The sequence below is a fragment of the Mycobacterium sp. genome (assembly GCF_029961025.1).
Taxonomy (GTDB): domain Bacteria; phylum Actinomycetota; class Actinomycetes; order Mycobacteriales; family Mycobacteriaceae; genus Mycobacterium.
Window position 1 is genome coordinate 625,259 of the sequence record NZ_JASBVP010000002.1, and the last position, 22,618, is coordinate 647,876.

16 protein-coding genes are annotated in these 22,618 nt (G+C 68.7%); 15 read left to right on the forward strand and 1 reads right to left on the reverse strand.

Annotated elements, in window-relative coordinates; genetic code table 11:
• The first annotated feature begins 181 nt into the window (after nucleotides 1–181).
• The 8 genes from QJR12_RS03605 (at nucleotide 182) to eccCa (ending at nucleotide 15,121) form a co-directional block, all read left to right on the forward strand.
• On the forward strand, nucleotides 182–1,624 hold the full coding sequence (locus tag QJR12_RS03605) for an MFS transporter (protein ID WP_300576306.1): 1,443 nt from the start codon (nucleotides 182–184) through the stop codon (nucleotides 1,622–1,624).
• On the forward strand, nucleotides 1,621–2,121 hold the full coding sequence (locus tag QJR12_RS03610) for a universal stress protein (protein ID WP_300576309.1): 501 nt from the start codon (nucleotides 1,621–1,623) through the stop codon (nucleotides 2,119–2,121). Before QJR12_RS03605 ends, QJR12_RS03610 begins: the two co-directional genes overlap by 4 nt.
• Before the next feature lie 383 nt (nucleotides 2,122–2,504).
• Nucleotides 2,505–4,112: a PPE family protein gene (locus QJR12_RS03615; RefSeq protein WP_300576311.1), complete on the forward strand. Its 1,608-nt coding sequence runs from the start codon at nucleotides 2,505–2,507 to the stop codon at nucleotides 4,110–4,112.
• Nucleotides 4,113–4,414: 302 nt separating this feature from the next.
• The gene (locus QJR12_RS03620; protein WP_300576313.1) at nucleotides 4,415–6,124 is read left to right on the forward strand and encodes a PPE family protein; all 1,710 of its coding nucleotides are present in this window, start codon (nucleotides 4,415–4,417) and stop codon (nucleotides 6,122–6,124) included.
• A gap of 199 nt (nucleotides 6,125–6,323) precedes the next feature.
• Nucleotides 6,324–7,235 (forward strand): class I SAM-dependent methyltransferase, encoded by a 912-nt coding sequence (locus QJR12_RS03625; protein ID WP_300576316.1) that lies wholly within the window; start codon nucleotides 6,324–6,326, stop codon nucleotides 7,233–7,235.
• A 451-nt stretch (nucleotides 7,236–7,686) separates the two neighbouring features.
• Complete coding sequence (gene eccA / locus QJR12_RS03630) at nucleotides 7,687–9,582, forward strand: type VII secretion AAA-ATPase EccA (RefSeq protein WP_300576319.1); 1,896 nt, start codon at nucleotides 7,687–7,689, stop codon at nucleotides 9,580–9,582.
• On the forward strand, nucleotides 9,579–11,168 hold the full coding sequence (gene eccB / locus QJR12_RS03635) for a type VII secretion protein EccB (protein WP_300576322.1): 1,590 nt from the start codon (nucleotides 9,579–9,581) through the stop codon (nucleotides 11,166–11,168). The genes eccA and eccB overlap by 4 nt, the downstream gene beginning before the upstream one ends.
• Complete coding sequence (gene eccCa, locus QJR12_RS03640; protein WP_300576325.1) at nucleotides 11,165–15,121, forward strand: type VII secretion protein EccCa; 3,957 nt, start codon at nucleotides 11,165–11,167, stop codon at nucleotides 15,119–15,121. The genes eccB and eccCa overlap by 4 nt, the downstream gene beginning before the upstream one ends.
• A 26-nt stretch (nucleotides 15,122–15,147) precedes the next feature.
• Here the strand turns inward: eccCa and QJR12_RS03645 are convergent, their stop codons facing one another.
• A complete protein-coding gene (locus QJR12_RS03645) occupies nucleotides 15,148–16,374 on the reverse strand; it encodes an IS110 family transposase (protein WP_300576469.1) in 1,227 nt (408 codons plus the stop codon).
• Nucleotides 16,375–16,741: 367 nt separating this feature from the next.
• Here QJR12_RS03645 and QJR12_RS03650 point away from each other — a divergent pair, with 367 nt between their 5' ends.
• The 7 genes from QJR12_RS03650 to eccE all read left to right on the forward strand — a co-directional run bounded on the left by QJR12_RS03650 (nucleotide 16,742) and on the right by eccE (nucleotide 22,571).
• Nucleotides 16,742–17,050, forward strand: coding sequence for a PE family protein (locus tag QJR12_RS03650; protein ID WP_300576328.1), 309 nt, complete (start codon nucleotides 16,742–16,744; stop codon nucleotides 17,048–17,050).
• A gap of 120 nt (nucleotides 17,051–17,170) precedes the next feature.
• Entirely contained in the window at nucleotides 17,171–17,464 is a 294-nt protein-coding gene (locus QJR12_RS03655) for a WXG100 family type VII secretion target (RefSeq protein WP_300576332.1), read from the forward strand.
• 47 nt (nucleotides 17,465–17,511) lie between these two features.
• Entirely contained in the window at nucleotides 17,512–17,802 is a 291-nt protein-coding gene (locus QJR12_RS03660) for a WXG100 family type VII secretion target (protein ID WP_300576335.1), read from the forward strand.
• Nucleotides 17,803–17,820: 18 nt separating this feature from the next.
• Nucleotides 17,821–18,672, forward strand: coding sequence for an ESX secretion-associated protein EspG (locus QJR12_RS03665; RefSeq protein WP_300576337.1), 852 nt, complete (start codon nucleotides 17,821–17,823; stop codon nucleotides 18,670–18,672).
• Nucleotides 18,673–18,766: 94 nt separating this feature from the next.
• Nucleotides 18,767–20,176: a type VII secretion integral membrane protein EccD gene (eccD, locus tag QJR12_RS03670; protein ID WP_300576575.1), complete on the forward strand. Its 1,410-nt coding sequence runs from the start codon at nucleotides 18,767–18,769 to the stop codon at nucleotides 20,174–20,176.
• An 8-nt stretch (nucleotides 20,177–20,184) separates the two neighbouring features.
• On the forward strand, nucleotides 20,185–21,561 hold the full coding sequence (mycP, locus tag QJR12_RS03675; protein ID WP_300576340.1) for a type VII secretion-associated serine protease mycosin: 1,377 nt from the start codon (nucleotides 20,185–20,187) through the stop codon (nucleotides 21,559–21,561).
• The gene (eccE, locus tag QJR12_RS03680) at nucleotides 21,558–22,571 is read left to right on the forward strand and encodes a type VII secretion protein EccE (RefSeq protein ID WP_300576343.1); all 1,014 of its coding nucleotides are present in this window, start codon (nucleotides 21,558–21,560) and stop codon (nucleotides 22,569–22,571) included. Before mycP ends, eccE begins: the two co-directional genes overlap by 4 nt.
• Nucleotides 22,572–22,618 lie beyond the last annotated feature (47 nt).

Genomic DNA, 22,618 nt, shown 5'->3' on the forward strand with positions numbered 1-22,618 from the left:
TCGCAGAGTTCGTTCAATAGCGCGGGTTTTCGGCCTGTGATACGTGATAGGACCGGCACACCACGACTCGGGTGCTGTTCACCGCGACACAGCGTAGATTTCAGCCGTGATACACGAAGATTTCTGCTACCGTTCGCCATGAACGCCCACAGATTTCGGGTCGTGTCGCGACTACTTATGCATGACAACAACACATTTGGCGGCGTCGCAGCCGGATACCGGACTCGAAGCAATCGATCGCGCCGGGATCTCCCGGTTTCAGTGGAAGATCATGTTCGTATCCGGCATGGGCTTTTTCACCGACGCCTACGACTTGTTCGTCATCGGAATCGTCGTGTATCTGGTCAAACCGGAGTGGCATCTGTCCACCGATCACGTAGCGTGGCTCAACTCTGCGACCTTGCTGGCATCGGCGCTGGGCGCGATCATCTTCGGCCGCGTCGCTGACATTCTGGGCCGCAAACGAATCTATGGATACGAGGTGCTGATCCTGGCCGCCGGAGCTATCGCCTCGGCGTTTTCGCCCAACTTCATCTGGCTCCTGGTGTGCCGTGCCATCCTGGGTATCGGCATCGGTGGCGACTACCCGGTGTCGGCCACCATCATGAGCGAGTACTCCGGCAAGCAGAACCGGGGGCGGATGATCGGCCTGGTATTCGCGATGCAGGGCGCAGGTCTCATCGTCGGCCCACTTATCGCCGCGGTACTGCTCGCCGCCCACCTCCCGGCCGGCATCACCTGGCGCGTGCTGCTCGCGCTGGGTGCGATCCCGGGACTTGCGGTGTTTTACCTGCGCCGCCAGATTCACGAGACACCACGCTTCGCGCTCGCTGGCGGCGCCACCCGGGAGGCCAAGGCGGCAATCGCTGCGGCGACGGGTAAGGCGGTCGCAGCGCCGGCGCCAGCTGACACGGTGATCCGCCTGCCCCATGGCGCGCTGGACGGGTTCGCGGTCCTCTTTCGTAGTCCGCGAATGTTGAAGTGGCTGATCGGGACTTCGGCAGCGTGGGCGCTGATGGACTTCTGCTACTACGGCAACAGCATCTCTACGCCGGAGATCTTGTCCCTGATCAACAGGCACGGTACCGAATTGGACAACGTGCTGATCCAGCTAGCGATCTTCGCCGTGTTCGCACTGCCCGGATATGTTCTCGCAATTCTGCTCCTAGACCGAAGCGGCAGGAGAAGTATCCAGACGCTGGGATTCGGTGTCATGGGACTGATGTTCTTGGCGATCGGGCTCATCCCAGCGGTGACGGTGACCGTGGTACCGTTCGTCCTCCTGTTCGGTGTGAGCTATTTCTTCACCCAGTTCGGACCCAACACCACGACCTTTGTCTACCCCGCCGAGATCTTCCCAGTCGAGGTCCGCACCACCGGACACGGAATCTCGGCTGCCGCAGGCAAACTCGGTGCGTTCGTCGGCGCGTTCTTATTCCCCGTCTTCATCGCAACGTCGATGGGTATCAAGGGTGCGCTCGTGATCGCGGGCATCGTGGCCATCGCCGGCATGGCGGCCACCGTGGCACTGCTGCCTGAACCCAAGGGCAGGAGCTTGGAAGAGTTGGAAGAAGAAGCGCACGCGCTCGCACCACGCGAGGTTGTATGGGAGGCAGTAGCATGAGTTACCGCATCGTCGTCGGCATTGACGCTTCGGCCCACAGCATCGCGGCGCTCCGCTGGGCCATGCAACACGCCGCCGGTCGTCAGGACGCCGAGGTTATAACGGTCCTTGCTTGGCAGATGCCGCTGGTGTCCAACCCGGCAGCATTCGATCGTGAAGAGCTGCAACGCACTTACGAAAAGTTGTTGGCCGAAACGGTCGGTGAAGAACTGCCGTCACCGGGCTTGCCGGTAGGCCGCTGCGTGGTATTGGGCGACCCGATCAAAGTTTTGGTGGAAGCGTCGCGCGACGCACAACTGTTGGTGGTGGGCAGCCGCGGACGGTCACCCTTCGCAGGTCTCATACTCGGCTCAGTCAGCCAGGCATGCGCAGCCCGAGCGGCATGCCCCGTGGTGGTAGTCAAACAACCCGAGGCGGAAGGCCCGGACACCGCCGACCCACCGCGTTACACGCGGGCGAATTTGCGCATCGAACCTGCTTACTCGGAAATTGAATGATTCCACACGTTCCACACCAACATCGCGATTGATGTGTTCGGTTGGTCGGCACCGAGCAGTGCCCCGGCCGAGGGAGTGTTTCGGCTCGCGGGGGTGGACTGCGCTGGTGACTTCGTTGGCCGACGAGCTGCATGGGCTCGGCGCCGTATCCACCTGGTGAGCGCCGCCAAGGAGTGAGTCGGACGATACCCGCCCGGCGGCCCTCGACAAGTTAGGATAAGCAATGCTAACTTCAGTAAGCCTAACTTGATGTACGGCCAGGAGGGACGCACGAGCGTGGAAAACCGCGATACCAACCCCCGTGCGGCTCGGGCCTGGGTCGCTGCTTCCGGCCCCGGCTGCACGCCTGATGGCGCGCCGACTTCGACTACGGAGTGCCCGGGATGACGGCACCGATCTGGATGGCCTTTCCGCCGGAGGTGCATTCGGCGCTGCTGTCCAGCGGCCCGGGGCCCGGTCCGTTGCTGGCGGCTGCGGGGGCGTGGAACGCGCTGAGCGCCGAATACGCCGCGGCGGGCGACGAGCTCGCCGCGGTGCTGGCGACGGTGCAGGCGGGGGCGTGGGAGGGACCCAGCGCGGAATCGTATGCGGCCGCGCACGCGCCGTATCTGGCGTGGCTGGCGCGGGCCAGCGCCGACAGCGCGGCGATGGCCGCCCAGCACGAGACCGCGGCCGGCGCCTACACCGCGGCGTTGGCGGCCATGCCGACGCTGGCCGAGCTGGCCGCCAACCATGCCGCCCACGCGGTGCTGGTGGCGACGAACTTCTTTGGGATCAACACCATTCCGATCGCGCTCAACGAGGCCGACTACGCCCGAATGTGGGTTCAGGCCGCCACCACGATGAGCAGCTATCAGGCGGTCGCCACCACGGCGGTGGTGTCCGCTTCGCGCACCGACCCGCCGCCGCCGGTGCTCAATCCCGCTCGCACACCGGTGCCAAACCCCGCCACCCCGCTGACCAACCCGCTGAACGCCGCCATCCAGGCTATCGAAGAACTCGCACACGACCTGTTCACGGGAAACTGGTCCGACCTGCTGTCGCGGCTTTATTACGGGTTTGGGCTCGACCACCTCGGTGAATTCCTACAAAATCCGCTGGGTTTCCTGGAGGGCATTCTCAAAAAGTTTTTGGCAGATCCGTTGCTGTTGTTGACCAATCCATTCTTGCTGGTACTGAGCCCCGACGATTTCCCAGCCATCATCTACTCGCTGATCTCCCCGTACCTGCCCCTGGCGATCCCCGGCCTGGCGATCGCCCCTGTCGGGGCGGTGGGTGGCATCGGGGGGCTGGCCGCAGCCGCCGCCGACCCTGCGGGGATGCCCGCCGTCGAGCCGGCGCCAGCGCCGGCACCGGTCGCGGCTGCGCCCCAGGTGTTGCCGGCCGCCGGGATGAGCCCGACCGTCGTCGCGCCGATGGCGCCCTCGGCCGCGGCTCCCCCCGCGGCTTCGGTCACCGGCACCGTCGTGAGCTCCGCGGCACCGGCCCCGCTGTCCGCGACCACGGCCAGTGCGGCTTTTGTGCCCCCCTATGCGGTGGGGCCACCGGGCATCGGGTTCGGCTCGGGGATGAGCACCGGTGCCGGCTTCAGCGCCAAACGGACGGCGTCGCAGCCGGATCCCGCCGGGGTGGTGGCTGAGACGGCAATGCGAGAGCGGATGCGGGCGCGGCGGCACCAGCGCGCTAAGCGGCGCGAATATGGCGACGAGTTCATGGATATGAATGTCGAGGTCGACCCGGACTGGGGGGCGCCTCCGGGCGGGGAACCCGTCACGTCCAGCGCGCCTTCGGATCAGGGTGCCGGACCCCTGGGGTCGGCCGGCACGATGGCGGGCACGGTGACCAACGAGACGATCAGGCAGGCGGCGGGGCTGATGACGCTGGCGGGCGATGAATTCGGCGGCGGCCCGGCGACGCCGATGGTCCCGAACACGTGGCAGAACGAAAAGGCCCGCGACGCCGGCGGAACGGGCGAACACGGCTGGGGCTAGACGGCACGGCTTGCCTCGCGAGCGGTCACGAGCCCGAGCCCCGCCCGAGTTATTGATAACGACAATCATCTCCACTATGCTCAACGCGGCCCTATCAGCGCGCCACCGAAGGGGTGTTCTGCCGTGATGTTGCGCGTCGTGCACGGGGCGGTGGTGTCCGACATCCGCGGCGGCGAGCGGGTGGCGGCAGCGGCGGCCAGCGGTTGGGGGGAGGCCACTCGCCGGCGGTTCGCTGTGGGTGAATCGGGCGCCGGTGACCCGGGCGGGAAAACTGCGGTCGCGTCATGTCCGGCGGTCGGCCGATGACGGCGCCGATCTGGATGGCCTTTCCGCCGGAGGTGCATTCGGCGCTGCTGTCCAGCGGCCCGGGGCCCGGTCCGTTGCTGGCGGCTGCGGGGGCGTGGAACGCGCTGAGCGCCGAATACGCCGCGGCGGGCGACGAGCTCGCCGCGGTGCTGGCGACGGTGCAGGCGGGGGCGTGGGAGGGACCCAGCGCGGAATCGTATGCGGCCGCGCACGCGCCGTATCTGGCGTGGCTGGCGCGGGCCAGCGCCGACAGCGCGGCGATGGCCGCCCAGCACGAGACCGCGGCCGGCGCCTACACCGCGGCGTTGGCGGCCATGCCGACGCTGGCCGAGCTGGCCGCCAACCATGCCGCCCACGCGGTGCTGGTGGCGACGAACTTCTTTGGGATCAACACCATTCCGATCGCGCTCAACGAGGCCGACTACGCCCGAATGTGGGTTCAGGCCGCCACCACGATGAGCAGCTATCAGGCGGTCGCCACCACGGCGGTGGCGTCCGCGCCGCGCACCGACCCGCCCCCGCCGATCCTGAAATCGGACACCCACATCCAGGACCCGCCCCCGGCCTCGCCGGCCGCGCAACTCAATCCGAACAATCCGCTGAATCTGCCGCAGTGGCTTCAGAACATCCTGCAAAACTTCGGCATCGGAAATAGCCAAGTTGCACACGACCCGCTGATCGACAACCCGCTGGATAACTTCATCGCGCAGATCCTGCACGGCTTCGGGCTCAATTGGAATCCGGCGGCGGGTACCCTCAACGGGCTGACCTACGATTCATACGCTAACCCGGCTCAACCAATGTGGTGGGTTGTTCGAGCCCTCGAACTTTTTGAGGATTTTCAACAATTTCTCTACGACCTGGTGAGAAACCCGGTGGCGGCTATCCAGTGGTTCATTAGTTGGCAGCTGTTCGATTTCCCGCTTCACGTGGAAGAACTCGCTCAGTTTCTGGGCGTGCCGTATCAGGCGCTGTACGCCTTGCCCCTCGCGGTGGGCGCCGCACCCGCCGGGGTCCTGGGCGCCTTCGGCGGGCTGGCGGGGCTGGCCGGCATTGAGCCGGCGACCACGGCCGTCGACATACCCGTCGCGGCTGCGCCTGCCGCGCCGCCGGCAATGGCGATGACCCCGACCCTTGCGGTGTCGGTGCCGGCGCCCGCCCCGGCGCCAGCTTCGGCGCCCACGCCCGCGGCGAGCACGGTGGCTGGCCCCCCGCCGCCCACGCCCGCAACCGTGAGCCCGGCAAATTTTGCACCGCCTGCAGTCCCATACCTCGTGGGTCCACCGGGTCTTGGCCTCGGCACCGGCATGAGCATCAGCGCGAGTTCGAGCGCCAAAAAGAAAGCGTTCAAACCCGATACCGCTGCGGCGGCAGCCGCGGCGTCCGCTGCGGAACAGGCGCGGGCCCGGCGGCGCCGACGCGCGAAGCTGCGCGGGCATAGCGACGAGTTCATGGATATGAATGTCGTGGTCGATCCCGAGTGGGACGCGCCGCCAACTGTGCGGCCCGTGGCGTCAACGGTGGCCTCCGATCAAGGGGCGGGGCCGTTAGGGGTCGCCGGCACGGTGCGCACGGGCGAGGCCACTGCGGCCACGGGGTTGACCGTGCTGGCCGACGACGAGTTCGGCAACGGCCCGCGCATGCCGATGATGCCGAGCACCTGGGATCCGGATCGAGCCGGCGAGACCCGAGACGGCGACGATTAACGCTATGAGCCGCACCCGGTTTGGGAAGGATATCGATCAGTCGTATGGTGCTGCAAGTTCCGCTAACTGCGCAATCGGAATGCAATGCCAAACTCGGAGAGTCGGGAAATCAAAGCGGTGCATCCGGTCTCGGTGACCAGTACGGCGGATTGCCCCATTGGAGGTGTTACCGGCAATGCGCGAGCGTAGGGTCTGGGTAATGCGAACCGAGGGTGACAATTGGGACATCACAACCAGTGTCGGTGTGACCGCAGTGAATGTGGCGGCCGCGCGTGCATTGGAAGCGCAGAAACCCGACCCGCTGGCCGTGGACCCGTATGCCGAGATGTTCTGTCGTGCCATCGGGGGCGATTGGGCCGACCTGCTCGACGGCAAAGCTCCCGATCACCCGCTGAAAAGCAGCGAGTTCGGCGAGCATTTCGTCAACTACCAGGGCGCCCGAACCCGGTTTTTCGACGACTACTTCCGCTGGGCCGTCGAATCCGGCGCGCGCCAGGTAGTCATCTTGGCCGCCGGCCTGGACTCGCGTGCCTACCGGTTGTGGTGGCCCGACGGGACAACGATTTTCGAGTTGGATCGCCCACAGGTGCTCGACTTCAAGCGTCGGGTGCTTACCGTGCACGGCGCTCAACCCCGCGCGGAGCGCCGCGAGGTCGCCGTCGATCTGCGCGAGGACTGGCTACAAGCGCTAAGAGACAACGGGTTTGACCCTTCCAGACCATCAGCCTGGCTAGCCGAGGGGCTGTTGGTTTATCTGCCCGCCACTGCCCAGGAGCAGTTGTTCATCGGTATCGACACGTTGGCTGTTTGCGGTAGTCGCGTTGCCGTCGAAGATGGGGCTCCGATGAAGCCCGACGAGTTCGCGGCCGCGGTCGAACAGGAACGCGCCGCCGGTGACCGGCTGTTTTTCCAGTTGATTTACAACGAGCGGTGCGCTCCGGCGGACAAGTGGTTCGGCGATCGAGGATGGACCACGTCCATGACCCCGTTGGCCGGCTACCTGCGTGGACTCGGCCGGCCGCTACCCCCGCCCGATTCCCAGGCGGGGTCGATGATCGCGCGGGTCAGTCTGGTCAGCGGCACCAAAGACCGAGCCGGCGGATCGCAATGAATCCTGGAAGGGGTCATGACCGCCACTGCGGTGCCGACCTGGGCGCGTTGGGCGCACCGCCGCCCGCTGCCCGCCGCGCGCCGGACCCGGATCCATCGACAGTTAGCTTACGCTATGCTAACTTCCTTTAGTTAGGTTAGGCATGTCTAGCTGGAGGCAGTCCAACATGGAAGCTCGGCACCTCAAGGACTCGGTACCCCAGAGGGACGACCCGATACCCCCTACCCGGACCGGGTCTTGTCCGCCGGCCCGGCGTCGTGTGGAATGCCGTCGTGGCCCGTTCAGTCGCCGCCCGCTGGACGATGCGTCGGTCAGGACGGTCGGGCTGGCCGCTGTTCGGCGAACCCCCCGACAGGAGTGCCCGCGATGATCCCCGCGTGCCGGCGCCCCGTCGACGTCCCCACCTGCGTCAGGTGCGGACCGAACGGCCGTTGTGCCGAAAGGACCCGTGATGACCACGCATGATTACCCGGTGGCGCCACCACGCCCGGCCGCACCGGCGGGTGCCGCGGGTTCGCCGGCAAGCCAACCGGACACCGCCACCAGGCCGGCGCGAGTAGACGGCGATGTCGTCAGTCGCTTCGCGACCTGCTGCCGCGCCCTCGGCCTGAGGGTTTTTGACCGCCAACGCCCGGCGGACCTCGATGCCGCCCGATCAGGGTTCACCGCGTTGACCCGCATCGCCTACGACCATTGCGACGCGTGGACCGGGCTGGCGGCCGCCGGTGTGGTGACCCCGGAGGTGCTGGAAGCGGTGGCGCGCACCATCGACACCGCGGGCGTGTTGCAGCGCCAGGTCGACCTGGAGCCCGGATCCTTGGGCTTTCACTACGAAACCGGGCTGTATCTCCGGTTTCGCGCCACCGATCCGGACGATTTCCGCCTCGCGCACGCCGCGGCGCTGGGCGATGCCGGGCGGCTAGCCGAGGCGTACCAGGTGGTCGCCGGCATCCGCGAGCGCCGCCCGAACTGGCTCGACGCCCGCTGGGTGGAGATCGCCCTGCAGCACCGCGCCCAGCGCTGGGCGGATGTGGTTAAGCTGCTCACCCCGATCGTCAACGGCCCAAGTCTCGACGAGCATTTCGCGCACGCCACCAAGATCACGCTGGGGATCGCGCTGGCCCGGCTGGGCATGTTCGCGCCCGCGCTGTCGTATCTGGAGGAACCGGAGGGGCCGATCGCCGTCGCCGCGGTTGACGGTGCCCTGGCCAAGGCGCTGGTGCTGCGTGCCGACGGCGACGAGGACACCGCCCGGGAGGTGCTGCAGGACCTGTATGCCGCCAACCCGGAGAACGCCCAGGTCGAAGAGGCGTTGCTGGATTCCAGCTTCGGAATCGTGACCACCACGGCGGCCCGCATCGACGCACGCACCGACCCATGGGATCCCGAAACCGAGCCCAGTCCCGCCGATTTCATCGACCCGGGCGCCCATGAGCGCAAGCGCGCGCTGCTGGCGGAGGCCGAACGCGAACTCGACGAGTTCATCGGCCTGGAAAAGGTGAAAGACCAGGTCGCTCGGCTCAAGAGCGCGGTGGCCATGGAGGTGGTGCGTAAGCAGCGCGGGCTGGAGGTGGCGCAGCGCACCCACCACCTGGTCTTCACCGGGCCGCCGGGAACGGGCAAAACCACCATCGCCCGCGTCATCGCGAAAATCTATTGCGGGCTGGGGCTGCTGAAAAAGGAGAACATCAAAGAGGTGCACCGCGCCGATTTGATCGGCCAGCACATCGGCGAGACCGAGTTCAAAACCAACGCGATCATCGACAGCGCATTGGACGGGGTGCTGTTTCTCGACGAGGCCTACTCCCTGGTGGCCACCGGCGCCAAGAACGACTTCGGCCTGGTCGCCATCGACACGCTGCTGGCCCGGATGGAAAACGACCGCGATCGGCTGGTGGTGATCGTCGCCGGCTACCGCGCCGACCTGGACAAATTCCTCGACACCAACCAAGGTCTGCGCTCGCGGTTCACCCGCAGCATCGACTTCCCGTCCTACAAGCCTGCCGAGCTGATCGAGATCGCGAACTTTATGGCCAAAAAACGCGACAGCGTCTTCGAACAGGCCGCGCTGGATCACCTCGAGGCCTTATTCGAGCACTTGGCCCACGTGAGGAAACCCGATGCGTCGGGCGTCGAACGCCGCGGCCTGGACATCGCCGGCAATGGCCGGTTCGTGCGCAACGTCGTCGAAAAAGCCGAAGAGGAGCGCGAGTACCGATTGGATCATTCCGAACACGCCGAAACCGGTGAGTTCACCGACGAGGAATTGATGACCATCACCGCCGGTGACGTCCGCAATTCGGTGGAGCCGCTGCTGCTCGGGCTGGGCCTGGAGGTGCCGGCGTGACGAATCCGGAGCCGGAGGGAGATCGGCGCTCGTTCGCGTCGCGCACCCCGATCAACACCAACCCCGACCAGGTGGTCTATCGGCGTGGTTTTGTCACCCGCCATCAGGTGAGCGGCTGGCGGTTCGTGATGCGCCGGATCGCCTCCGGCGTGGCCCTGCACGACACCCGGATGCTCGTCGACCCGTTGCGCACCCAGACCCGCGCGGTGTTGGTGGGGATGCTGATTCTGGTCACCGCGGCGGCGGGCTGCTTTGTGTTCTCGCTGATCCGTCCCACCGGGACGGCCGGCAGCAGCCCGGTGCTGGCCGATCGGTCCACCGCGGCGCTGTATGTGCGGGTCGGTGAGCAGTTGCACCCGGTGCTCAACCTGACATCGGCCCGGCTGATCGCCGGGCGGGCGGTCAATCCGACCGTGGTGAAAAGCAGTGCGCTGGATAGGTTCCCGCGCGGCAACCTGCTGGGCATTCCGGGGGCGCCGGAACGGATGGTGCAAACCACCTCCCGCGACGCCAACTGGACGGTGTGCGACGGGGTTTCCGGCCCCGCCGCCGGGGTCACGGTGATCGCCGGCCCCACCGACAGCACCGGCACCCGCGCCGCCCCGCTGGGCGCCGGGCACGGCGTGCTGGTCGACAACGGCACCGGAACGTGGCTGCTGTGGGACGGCAAACGCAGCGCCATCAACCTGGCCGACCACGCCGTCACCAACGCCCTGGGCTGGTCGGCTGAAACACCGGCGCCGCGGCCGATCGCCACGGGCCTGTTCAACGCGATTCCCGAGGCACCGGCGCTAAGCGCACCGAGCATTCCGGATGCCGGCAAGCCACCGCGGTTTCCGCTGCCGGTCTCCGCGCCGGTCGGGGCGGTGGTCGTCTCCTATGCGACCGACAACACCATGCTGTATTACGCGGTGCTGCCCGACGGGCTGCAGCCCATCTCCGCGGTGCTGGCGGCGGTGTTGCGCAACAGCAACTCCTACGGCCTTGAGCAGCCCCCCCGGTTGGGCGCCGACCAGGTCGCGCGGCTGCCGGTGTCGCGGCTCCTGGACACCACCGGCTATCCCAACCAGCGGGTCAGCCTGGTCGACGCCACCCGCAACCCCCTCACCTGCGCGCGGTGGAGCAAGCCGGCCGGGGCCGCCGCCAGCTCACTCACCCTGCTCTCCGGTGCGATGCTGCCGGTGCCCGAAACGGTGCGTACCGTCGACCTCGTCGGCGGCGGGGCCGCCGGGTCCGCCACCCGCGTGGCGTTATCGCCGGGCATCGGCTACTTCGTGCAGACGGTCGGTCAGGGCCCGGCAGCACCGGCATCCGGGTCGCTGTTCTGGGTCTCCGACGTCGGGGTGCGCTATGGCATCGACGACACCCCGGATGCCGTCGGACACGTCAAAACCGTTGAGGCCCTTGGTCTAAACCCACCTCCGCTGCCGATCCCGTGGTCGATGCTGTCGCTGTTCGCGTCCGGGCCCACGCTGTCGCGCCCGGACGCACTGGTGGCGCACGACGCCCTGCCACCCGATCCCCGGTCCGGCCGCCCGGCCGCAGCGCCGGGGGTATCAGCTGCTAGCGGGAGAGAGAGCCGATGAGCCGACTGATCTTCGAAGCGCGCCGCCGGCTGCCGCCCCCGCCGGTGCGCAAGGGCACGATCGTCATCGAGGCGCCCCCGCAGCTGCCCCGGGTGATTCCGCCGTCGCTGCTGCGGCGCGCGTTGCCCTTTTTGATCGTGATGCTGATCGTCGGCATGGTGATCGCGTTGGTCGCGACCGGGATCCGGCTGATCTCCCCGCAGACGCTGTTCTTTCCGTTTGTGCTGCTGCTGGCCGCCACCGCGCTCTACCGCGGCGGCGCCAACAAGACGCGCACCGAAGAGATCGACGCCGAACGGGCCGACTACCTGCGCTATCTGTCGGTGGTGCGGGACAACGTGCGCGCCCAGGCCGCCGCACAGCGGGCGGCCGCCGAGTGGTCGCACCCCGATCCGGTCGATTTGGCGGCCGTGCCGGGCACCCGCCGCCAGTGGGAACGCGACCCGCACGACGACGACTTTTTGGTGGTCCGGGCCGGCCGGCATGCGCAGCCGCTGGACGGCGCCCTGCGGGTCAACGACACCGCTGACGAGATCGACCTGGAACCGGTGTGCCACAGCGCGTTACGCGCCCTGCTCGACACCCATCGCCTGGTGCGCGACATCCCGACCGGGATCGACCTGACCAAGGTGTCGCGGATCACCGTGCTGGGCGAGCCCGAGGAGGTGCGCGCGGCGCTGCGGGCGTGGATCGCGCAGGCGGTGACCTGGCATGACCCGACGGTCCTCGGGGTGGCCCTGGCCGCCCCCGGCCTGGAGAACCCCGAGTGGGCGTGGCTGAAATGGTTGCCGCACGCCGACATTCCCGGCCAGTTCGACGGGGTGGGCCCGGCCCGCTACCTATCGACCAGTCTCGAGGACCTGGCCGCGCTGCTGGGCCCGGCGTTGGCCGATCGCCCGGCCTTCGCCGCGGGGTCCGCCGGCGCGCTACGCCACCTGCTGATCGTCGTCGACGACCCCGATTGCGACGTGAACGCCTCGCCGTTGGCCGCCGGCTGGGCGGGGGTGACCGTCGTGCACCGCAGCGGCACACCCCCGCACCGCGAACAGTATTCGGATCCCGAGCGCCCGATCCTGCGGATCGCGCACGGGGCCATCGACCGCTGGCAGACCGGCGGCTGGCAGCGCTACCTCGATGCTGCGGACCGGCTCAGCGCCGAGGAGGCAAGCCACCTCGCGCGGCGGCTGTCCCGCTGGGACTCCAACCCCACCCACCTCGGGTTGCGGTCGGCGGCCACCCGCGGCGCCACCTTCGGCGCGCTGATGGGCATCCCCGACGTGTCGCAGCTCGACGTGCCTGCCCTGTGGGCGCCGCGTCCCCGCGAGCAAGAGCTGCGCGTGCCGATCGGCGTCACCGCGAACGGCGAGCCTTTGATCTTCGACCTCAAAGACGAAGCCGAGGGCGGGATGGGCCCGCACGGCCTGATGATCGGCATGACCGGCTCCGGCAAATCGCAGATGTTGATGTCGATCCTGTTGTCGCTGTTGACGACCCACTCCGCTGAGCGGCTGATCGTGATCTACGCCGACTTCAAGGGCGAGGCCGGAGCTGACAGCTTTCGCAACTTCCCCCAGGTCGTCGCGGTGATCTCCAACATGGCCGAAAAGAAGTCGCTGGCCGAGCGATTCGCCGACACGCTGCGGGGTGAGGTGGCTCGCCGTGAGGCGTTGCTCCGTGAGGCGGGGCGGCGGGTGCAGGGCAGCGCGTTCAACTCGGTAACCGAGTACGAGAACGCGATCGCCGCCGGCCATGACCTGCCCCCCATCCCGACGCTGTTCGTGGTGGCCGACGAGTTCAGCCTGATGCTGGCCGACTACCCCGAATACGCCGAGCTGTTCGACTATGTCGCACGCAAGGGCCGCTCGTCGCGGATCCACATCCTGTTCGCCTCCCAGACGCTGGACGTGGGCAGGATCAAAGACATCGACAAGAACACCTCCTACCGCATCGGCTTGAAGGTGGCCAGCCCCGCGGTGTCCCGGCAGATCATCGGCGTGGAGGACGCCTACCACATCGAGGCCGGCAAGGAGCACAAAGGCGAGGGCTTCTTGGTGCCCGCCCCGGGCGCGACACCGATCAAATTCCGAAGCACCTACGTCGACGGCATCTACGACCCGCCGCGAGCAACGAAGAACGTAGTAGTGCACTCGATTCCAGAACCCAAGCTGTTTACCGCCGGCCCGGTCGAGCCGGATCAGCACACCCTGGTCGTCGGTGAGGAGGACGAGCCGGCCAGCCCGCCGCGCAAGCTGATCGCCACCATCGGTGACCAGCTGGCCCGCTACGGGCCGCGGGCGCCGCAGCTGTGGCTGCCGCCGCTGGACGAGCCGATTCCGCTCAGCGCGGTGCTGGCGCGCGCCGACGTCGGCGAACGGCAGTGGCGCTGGCCGTTGGGCGAAATCGACAAGCCGTTCGAGATGCGCCGCGACCCGCTGGTGTTCGACGCCACCACCGCGGCCGGCAACATGGTGATCCACGGCGGCCCCAAATCGGGTAAATCGGCTGCGCTGCAAACATTTATCCTGTCGGCTGCGAACCTGCACTCACCCCGCGATGTCACGTTCTACTGCCTGGACTACGGCGGTGGGCAGCTGCAGGCACTGCGGGATCTGGCCCACGTCGGCAGCGTGGCCTCGCCGCTGGAACCCGAACGGATCCGGCGCACCTTCGGTGAGCTCGAGCAGCTGCTGCACTCCCGGCAGCGCCGCGAAGCCTTCCGGGACCGGCGCGGCGACGGGTCACGGGACCAGTTCGGCGAGGTGTTCCTGGTCATCGACAATCTCTACGCGTTCAGCCGCGATAACACCGACCAGTTCAACACCCGAAACCCATTGCTGGCCAAGGTGACTGAGCTCACCAATGTGGGGCTGGCCTACGGGATCCACGTGGTCGTCACCACCCCGAGCTGGCTGGAGGTTCCGCTGGCGATGCGCGACGGCCTGGGGCTGCGGCTGGAGCTGAAACTGCATGACCCCCGCGACAGCAATGTGCGTGTGGCCGGGGCGCTGCGGCGCCCGGCGGAGTCGGTGCCGGCCGATCAGCCGGGCCGTGGGCTGACGATGGCCGGTGAGCACTTCCTGTTCGCCGCACCGGAGCTGGACATGGTGGCCGCGATCAACGCCCGTCACCCCGGGGTGCAGGCCCCACGGGTGCGGTTGCTGCCCACCGAGTTGGCGCCGGAGGCGGTCGGCGCAACGTACCGCGGCGGCGAGCGGGTCGTGATCGGCCTGCGGGAAGAGGATCTGGCCCCGGTCGAGATCGACTTCGCCCGGGATCCTTTGCTGATGGTGTTCGGCGATTCCAAGACCGGCAAAACCACGTTGTTGCGTCACCTGATCCGCACCATTCGGGACCACTCCGGCGCCGACGAGGTGGCGTTCACGGTGGTGGACCGGCGGCTGCACCTCGTCGATGAGCCGCTGTTCCCGGACAACGAGTACACCGCCAACCTCGATCGGGTCATCCCGGCGATGCTGGGCCTTTCCGCCCTGCTCGGGGCGCGGCGCCCGCCGGCGGGTTTGCCGACGGGCGAGCTGGCCCGCTGGACCTACCGGGGCCACACGCACTACTTGCTCATCGACGATGTCGACCAGATACCGGATACCCCGGCGATGGGCGGCCCGTATGCCGGGCAGCGGCCGTGGGCCACCCTGATTCCGCTGCTGGGGCAGGCCGCGGACGTGGGGTTGCGGGTGGTGGTCACCGCGCGGGCCAGCGGCTCCGGGCATGCGGTCATGACGAACACGCTGCTGCGCCGACTCAACGACCTGCAGGCGACGACGCTGATGCTGTCGGGCAATTCGGTGGACAGCGGGAAATTCCGTGGTCAGCGGTTCGTCCGGTTGCCGGCCGGGCGGGCGATGCTGCTCGGCGACGGCGACACCCCGACGTTCGTGCAGCTGGTCAACCCGCTGGCGACCGCGGCCGTCGGGGCCGAGGGCCGCGAGATGTAGTGAAAGACATCTCAGGAAGTTGAAAGTCAAGCCGTGAGTGGGAGAGGAGGTGGAAACGCCCGGTGTTCGTCGTAGGGCTGGCCGGTTTGCAGGCAGTGGTGAAGCTGGCCGAGGAACTTGTTGAACAGGTGCCGTTGGGCTTGGCGGTTCCAGTCTCCGGCCGCGCGGCGGGCGTCGTAGTGGCGGCGGGCTCCCGGGGAGCTGCGCAGCGCGGCCAGCGCCCAGATCGACCCGACAGTTGCCAGGCGCCGGTTCTTGATATGGCGGTGTGTCACTATGGTTTTCTTGCCGCTGGCTCGGGTGATGGGGGCGGATCCGGCGAAGGCCTTCAATCCGCGGGCGTCGGCGAAGCGGGTTCGGTCGTCGCCGATCTCGGCCAGCACCCGGGCGCCGGCCAGCTTCCCCAGCCCGGGAAAGCTGGTGATGATCTCGGCGTCCGGGTGTCGCTCAAAATGGGCGGTCGCCGCCTCAGTCAACTCATCAGCGGCGGCGCTGGCGGCCTGGAACTGGCGCAGCAGCGCCGTCAGCTGAATGCCCATGGCGTTTTCGACTGCGGGCGGCTGGTGCAGGTAGGTGCCGGTGAACACCGCGCGCAGCCGCTCGACGTCGCGGTCGAGGTCGCGGCGGCGGCCGGCTTTGATCAGCAGTCGGCGCAGCCGCGCCGGGGTCAACCGGGCAGCCTCGGCGGGAGTGGGTGCGGCGGCCAGGATGGCGCGGGCATCGGCGCGGGCCAAACCCCCGCTGGGCAGCCCGGCAAAGGCGATGATCGCGGCCGGGTAGAAGTCCTTGAGCAGGTCACGGATCTGGTTGCCGATCTGCTGGCGCGCCCACACCGCGTCTTGCTGAGCCCGGGCCAGCACCCTAATGGCCTGGGCCAGCTCGGTGTCGGCAGGCAGCGGGCGGTGCGCGTCGGGGTCGGTGCGCACCATGTTGGCCAGCAGCACCGCGTCGGTGGCATCGGATTTGGCCCCCGACAGCGCATACCGCGCCCGATAGCGGGAGGCCGCCAGCGGGTTGATCGGATAGATCACCCGACCGGTCTCGCGCAGCGCAGCGACCCACAGCCCGCGGTCGGTTTCGATCCCCACCGGGATCGGATCATCGGCGGTGTCGCCGGCATCGGCCAACAGCGTCAACAGCTGGGCGAAGCCGGCCGCGTCATTGCTGACCCGTCCGCGCGCCACCACACGCCCGTCGTCGTCGACGACCGCGACATCGTGATGATCAGTGGCCCAATCAATTCCACAAAACAGTGCCAAGGCATCCCTCCGGTACTCGGTGATTGTGTTGTCCCCGGCGGAGTTGTGCGGCGCCCTAATCGCAGGACTCGATGGTCCGTCATCTCAGTAGCCGTCCGTGACTCCAGCCCACCGCGAGACCTCGTTCTATCGAAGAGCTCAAGGCTCGGGAACAACCATCAGGAAGTCAACCCCGCGGCAAGCTCGGGCAACAGCATCCCACCACCCACACACGTGACCTGCCGCCAGGCGCGCCGCTCTTTCACAAGGCGTCGAACGCCGGGAGACACCAGGCATCAACCCGGCGGCAGACCCCGCCAGAAACAGACCCCGGTCAACACGACCAGCACCCATCCCTACTAACCGATTAGGAGCACACGTTATGACGCTGCGAGTGGTTCCCGAAGGGCTGGCCGCGGCCAGCGCTGCGGTGGAGGCGCTGACCGCCCGGCTGGCGGCCGCACAGGCCGCGGCGGCCCCGCTGATCACGGCGGTGGTGCCGCCGGCGGCCGATCCGGTGTCGGTGTCGACCGCGGCCGGGTTCAGCATCCGGGGCGCCGAGCACGCTGTGGTCGCGGCCCAGGGTGCCGAAGAGCTGGGCCGCGCCGGGGTCGGTGTCGGCGAATCCGGCGCCAGCTATGCCGCGGGTGATGCGGCGGCGGCTGCGACGTATCTGGCCGCGGGGAGTTAGCGATGGCGTCACCGGCCCGGAGCGGCGCCGCAACGCCCGGCGCGCCGGGGGAAAGGGGGCCGGCCGGCTGAAAAATCTGTGCCTGAATTTTTACGCCCGCAATCGATTGGAGAGTGAACCATGAGTCTGTTGGATGCACACATCCCGCAGTTGGTAGCCGCGGAGTCGGCGTTTGGGGCCAAGGCGGCCCTGATGCGCTCCACGATCGGCCAGGCCGAGCAGGAGGCGCTCTCGGCGCAGGCGTTTCACGTCGGGGAGTCGGCGGCGGCGTTTCAGGCCGCGCACGCCCGGTTCGTTGCCGCCGCCGCCAAGATCAACACCTTGCTCGATATCGCCCAGGCCAACATCGGGGACGCGGCGGGCACCTACGTGGCCACCGATACCGCCGCGGCCGGCACCTACACCGGCTTTTAAGCACGCCGCACCCGCTTAACCCCGCTTAACAAGAGAGGGCATTTTTCATGTCGCAGATCATGTACAACTATCCCGCCATGCTGGCTCACGCCGCCGATATGGCCGGCTATGCGGGCACCCTGCAGGCCGTGGGTGCCGATATTGCCAGCGAACAGGCCGCCCTCGCGGGTGCCTGGCAGGGTGACACCGGCATGACCTATCAGGCCTGGCAAACCCAGTGGAACCAGGCGCTGGAGCAACTCGTGCTGGCCTACCGGGCGATGGCCGGCACCCACGAGATGAACACCACCTCGATGTTGGCCCGCGACCAGGCCGAAGCCGCCAAATGGGGTGGCTAGACCGACCCCGCTACCTCGATGGTTGCTGAGCCGAACGCTGTCGAACTGACCGTCGAGAACGCCTGGTTCATCGCTGAAACCGTTGGGGCAGGAACGTTCCCATGGGTGCTGGCGATCACCACCCCCTACACCGACGCCGCCGCGCGGGCCGCCTTCCTGGACCGTCAGCGCGGTGAGTTGAGCGACATGGGTGTGGTGGGCGCCGACGGCGCGGTCAACCCGGCGGTGGCCGACTGGATTCGGGTGGTGTGCTTCCCGGAGCGCTGGCTGGAACTGCGTTACGTGGGACCCGCCCAGGCCGCCGGCATGCTGCGCGGCATCGTCGCGCGACGCGGCGACGCCACCGTGGTCGCCCTGCGCAGCGCCCAGTTGGTCACCTTCACCGCGATGACGATCGATGATCCCCGGGCGCTGGTTCCGGTCCTGGGCGCCGGGCTCGCCCAGCGGCCACCGGCCCGGTTTGAGGAGTTCAACCTGCCGGCCAACGTCGGTGCCCGCGCTGATGAGCGGCTGCGCGCCGGAACACCGCTGGCCGACGTCCTGGGGTATTTAGGTATCCCGGAATCGGCCCGGCCGGTGGTGCAGGCGGTGTTCACCGGCCCGCGCAGCTACGTGGAGATCGTTGCCGGCCAGCGTCGCGACGGCGGGTATGCGACCAGCGAGGTCGGGGTGGGCATCGTGGACACCACGGCGGGCCGGGTGTTGGTCAGCCCGTCGCGGGCCTACGACGGCGAATGGATCTCCACGTTCACCCCCGGAACCGATTTCGCGATCGCTCTGGCGGTGGACGCCCTGACCGCCACCCTGCCCGACGGTCGATGGTTCCCCGGGGTGCGGCTGTCCCGGGATTTCACCGCCTGCCTGAGCTAGTGGCCAGCCGTCGCAGCGGCGGCCCGTAATCCGAATGTATCCGAAAAGAGAGAAATAAGAGAAATAGCCGATGTCTGCCGTAACCCAAGCCCCGATGATGTCCGGTGTCGCGATGCCGATCGTGCGGGTGGCCGTGCTCACCGAAAACCGGCTGACCGAGATGGCCCTGCCCGCGGAGGTCCCGCTGCGCGAGATCCTGCCGGCCGTCCAGCATTTGGCCGCCCCGGCGTCCGATGAAGACGGCCACGACGGGGCGCCGGTGCGGCTTAGTCTCGCGCCCATCGGCGGCGCGCCGTTCAGCCTGGACGCCAGCCTGGACACCGTTGGCGTCGTCGATGGTGACCTGCTGGTGTTGCAGCCGCTGCCCCCGGGCCCGGCCGCACCCGGGATTGTCGAAGACATCGCCGATGCCGCGGTGATCTTTTCGGCCGCCCGGCGCAAACCCTGGGGGACCGCGCATATTCAGCGCTGCGCGCTGGGCGCGGTCCTCAGCCTCGTCATTGCGGCAACCGGCCTGGCGACCGCTTACCGGGTGATCACCGGAGCGCCGGTCGCGTTGTACGCCACCAGCGCGATCGCCGCGGCGACCGTGCTGGCAGCCCTGGTGAGCCAGCTGCGATCCCCGCGAACCGGGGTGGCCCTGTCCGCCGCCGCTCTGGTTCCGGTCGCGGCGGCCTGCGCGCTGGCGGTGCCCGGGGGCTTCGGACCGGCGAATCTCATGCTGGGCGCCGCCGGATTCAGCGCCTGGTCGGTGATCAGCGTGGTGCTGCCGCGCCGGGGCGACGAGCACGCCATCGGTTTTTTCACCGCCACCGCGGTGCTCGGCGCCGGCGTGTTGCTGGCCGCCGGTGCCGCATCCCTGTGGCAACTGTCGCTGGTGAGCCTGGGCTGCGGGCTGATCGTGGCGGCGCTGCTGCTCACCGTGGAGGCCGCCCAGCTGTCGGCGTTGTGGGCCCGGTTCCCGCTGCCGGTCATCCCGGCGCCGGGTGATCCCACACCGTCGGCACCGCCGTTGCGGGTCTTAGAGGATCTGCCGCGCCGGGTGCGCATCAGCGACGCCCACCAGGTCGGGTTCATCGCCGGTGGCGTGCTGCTCAGCGTGCTCGGCTCGACCGCGATCGCCGCGCGGCCCGAGTCGCTGTCCGGCTGGGGCTGGTATGTGGTGGCGGCCGCCGGGCTGGGGTTCCTGCTGCGCGCCCGGGTGTGGGACTCGGCGGCCTGCAAGATCTGGCTGCTGGCCCAGCCCGGCCTGACGATGGGCGCGCTGCTGGTGCTCTACGCTGCGACGGCGCATTACACCGCCGCGTTCTGGACGTTGGCGGCGTTCGCCGGGGTGGTGCTGGCGTGGGTGGTCGCCGCGTTGAGCCCGACGGTGGCGTCCCCGGACAGTTATTCACTGCCGATTCGGCGGCTGGTTGGCTTTCTGGCGGCCGGGATTGACGGCTCGTTGATCCCCGTCATGGCGTATGTGGTCGGTCTTTACGGATGGCTGCTCAATCGATGAGCCCAGCGATGAGGCGAGCCGGATTGAGTTTCCTGGCAGCGGCTTTGGCGACGGCGTTGCTGACCTGCCCGCAGGCCGCGGCGATCAGCCCGCCGGTGGTCGACCCGGCGGTGCCGCCACCGGACGGCACCCCGGGGCCGGTGGTACCGATGGAGCAACACAGCGAATGCGCCGTCTCCGGTGTCATCCCGGGGACCGATCCGGGCGCCGGTACGGCCGGTCAGCTGATGCTGAATCTTCCTGCGGCGTGGCAATTTTCCCGCGGCGAAGGCCAGACGGTGGCGATCCTGGACACCGGCGTGCGGCCCGGGTCGCGGCTGCCGGACGTGGCCCCGGGTGGGGACTATGTGGAATCCACCGACGGCCTGACCGACTGTGACGGGCACGGCACCGCGATCGCTGGCATCGTCGCCGGCCAGCCGGGCCGGGACGGCTTCTCCGGGGTGGCGCCGGCGGCGCGGCTGCTGTCCATCCGGGTCACCTCCACGAAGTTCTCCCCGCGGATAACCGGGGGCGATCCGGCGCTGCGGGACGCCTCCGTCGAGGTGGCGGCGCTGGGCCGGGCCATCGTGCGCGCCGCCGACCTCGGCGCGCGGGTGATCACCGTCGCGACGCCGATCTGCCTGCCGGCCGACCGGACCGTCGAGGTGGCGGCGCTGGGGGCGGCGATCCGTTACGCGGCCGTCACCAAGGACGCGGTGATCGTCGCCGCGGCGGGCGACAACGGCTTTACCGGGTCGGCGGCCGGCGGCACCGGCTGCGAATCCAATCCGCTGGCCGATCCCGGCCGAGCGCAGGACCCGCGCAACTGGGCCGGGGTCACCACGGTCTCCATTCCGTCATGGTGGCAGCCGTACGTGCTGTCGGCGGCCGCGCTCACCGCGGGCGGTCAGCCGTCGAAAGCGACGATGTCCGGGCCGTGGGTGGGTGTCGCCGCGCCCGGCGAGGACGTCGTGTCGGTGAGCAACGGCGGTGACGGCGACCTGGCCAACGGGCTGCCCGATCAGCGCCAGCGACTGGTTCCGCTGACCGGCACCGGGTATGCCGCCGGCTCCGTGGCCGGTGTCGCGGCACTGGTCCGCAGCCGCTTTCCCGGTTTGACCGCCACCCAGGTGGTCGACCGCCTCACCGCGACCGCCCACAACGCGGCCCGAGACCCGTCGAACCTGGTCGGCGCCGGGGCGCTGGATGCCGTGGCGGCGCTGACCTGGGAACTACCCGCCGACACGCGACGCACCCCGCCGGTGAAGCAGCTCATCGTCCCGCCGGCGCCGGCCCCGAAGAGCCGCGCCCCGCAAGTTGTCGCGTTCGCCGGCACCGGTGCGCTGGCACTGGTGCTGGCTGCCGCCGCGATCGCGTACCGCCGAAAGGAGCCCACCGGATGAGCCCACACGGATCGAAGATCGTCTTGCCGGGGGCCGCCCGGGTCACGCTGGTGCTGCTGGCCGTGCTGCCCGCGGCGATGGCCTATCCCTGGCGCTCGCTCTCCCACCGGGTTTTGCTCGGTGTCGCCGTCGGCGTGCTGATCGTGCTGCTGAGCTGGTGGCGCGGACAGCACGTCACGACGATTCTGGGTCGCCGGCTGGCGATGATGCGCCGCAACCGTGGCGAGCGGCCCACGCCCGCGGCCGGCACCGACGTCCGGGTCACCATCCTGCTCCGCGTCGCCGCGCCGACCGTCGACCCCGATGCGCTGCCGCTTGCGGTGGTCGCCGGCTACCTGGACCGCTACGGCATCCGCGTTCACGCGATCCGTGTCACCAGCCACGACACCACGTCGGACACCGGAGAGCCCTGCCGGGAGACCTGGATCGGGCTGACCGTGTCGGCCGCCGAGAACCTGGCCGCGCTGCGGGCCCGATCACCGCGGATCCCGTTGTACGAGACCGCGCAGGTCACCGCGCGCCGGTTGGCCGACCACCTCGGGGAGACCGGGTATCCGGCCAGCATCGCCGCGCCCGAGGACGTCCCGCCGCTGCTGGAGCCCTCCGCACCGGAAACCTGGCGGGCGGTTCGTCAGGGCAGCGCCGATTACGTCGCGGCGTACCGCGTTAACGTCGATACCGGGCTGCCGGCCACGCTGGCGGCGATTTGGTCGTATCCGGCGCGGGAGACGTGGACGGTGCTGGAGATCGCCGGCTTCGGATCCCACCGCACACTGGCGGTCGCCAGCGCATTTCGCACCGATACGCGGCCCGGCGGGTCCGCTCCGCTGGCCGGGCTGATCCCGCACAACGGCAACCATCGCCCGGCCCTGCGTGCCCTGCACCCGCTGTCCGCGCAACGACTCGAGGGCCACACCGCAATGGCTGAGGATGTGCTGACGCTGGTGCGCTGGCCCGCCTTCGAACATCCGGTCCGCCCGGTCGCGCGGCACGCGGCAATCGGGCGCTGACCGGAACCCGCTCATAGTGGCTACCGATGCCGACGGGTGCTTGCACC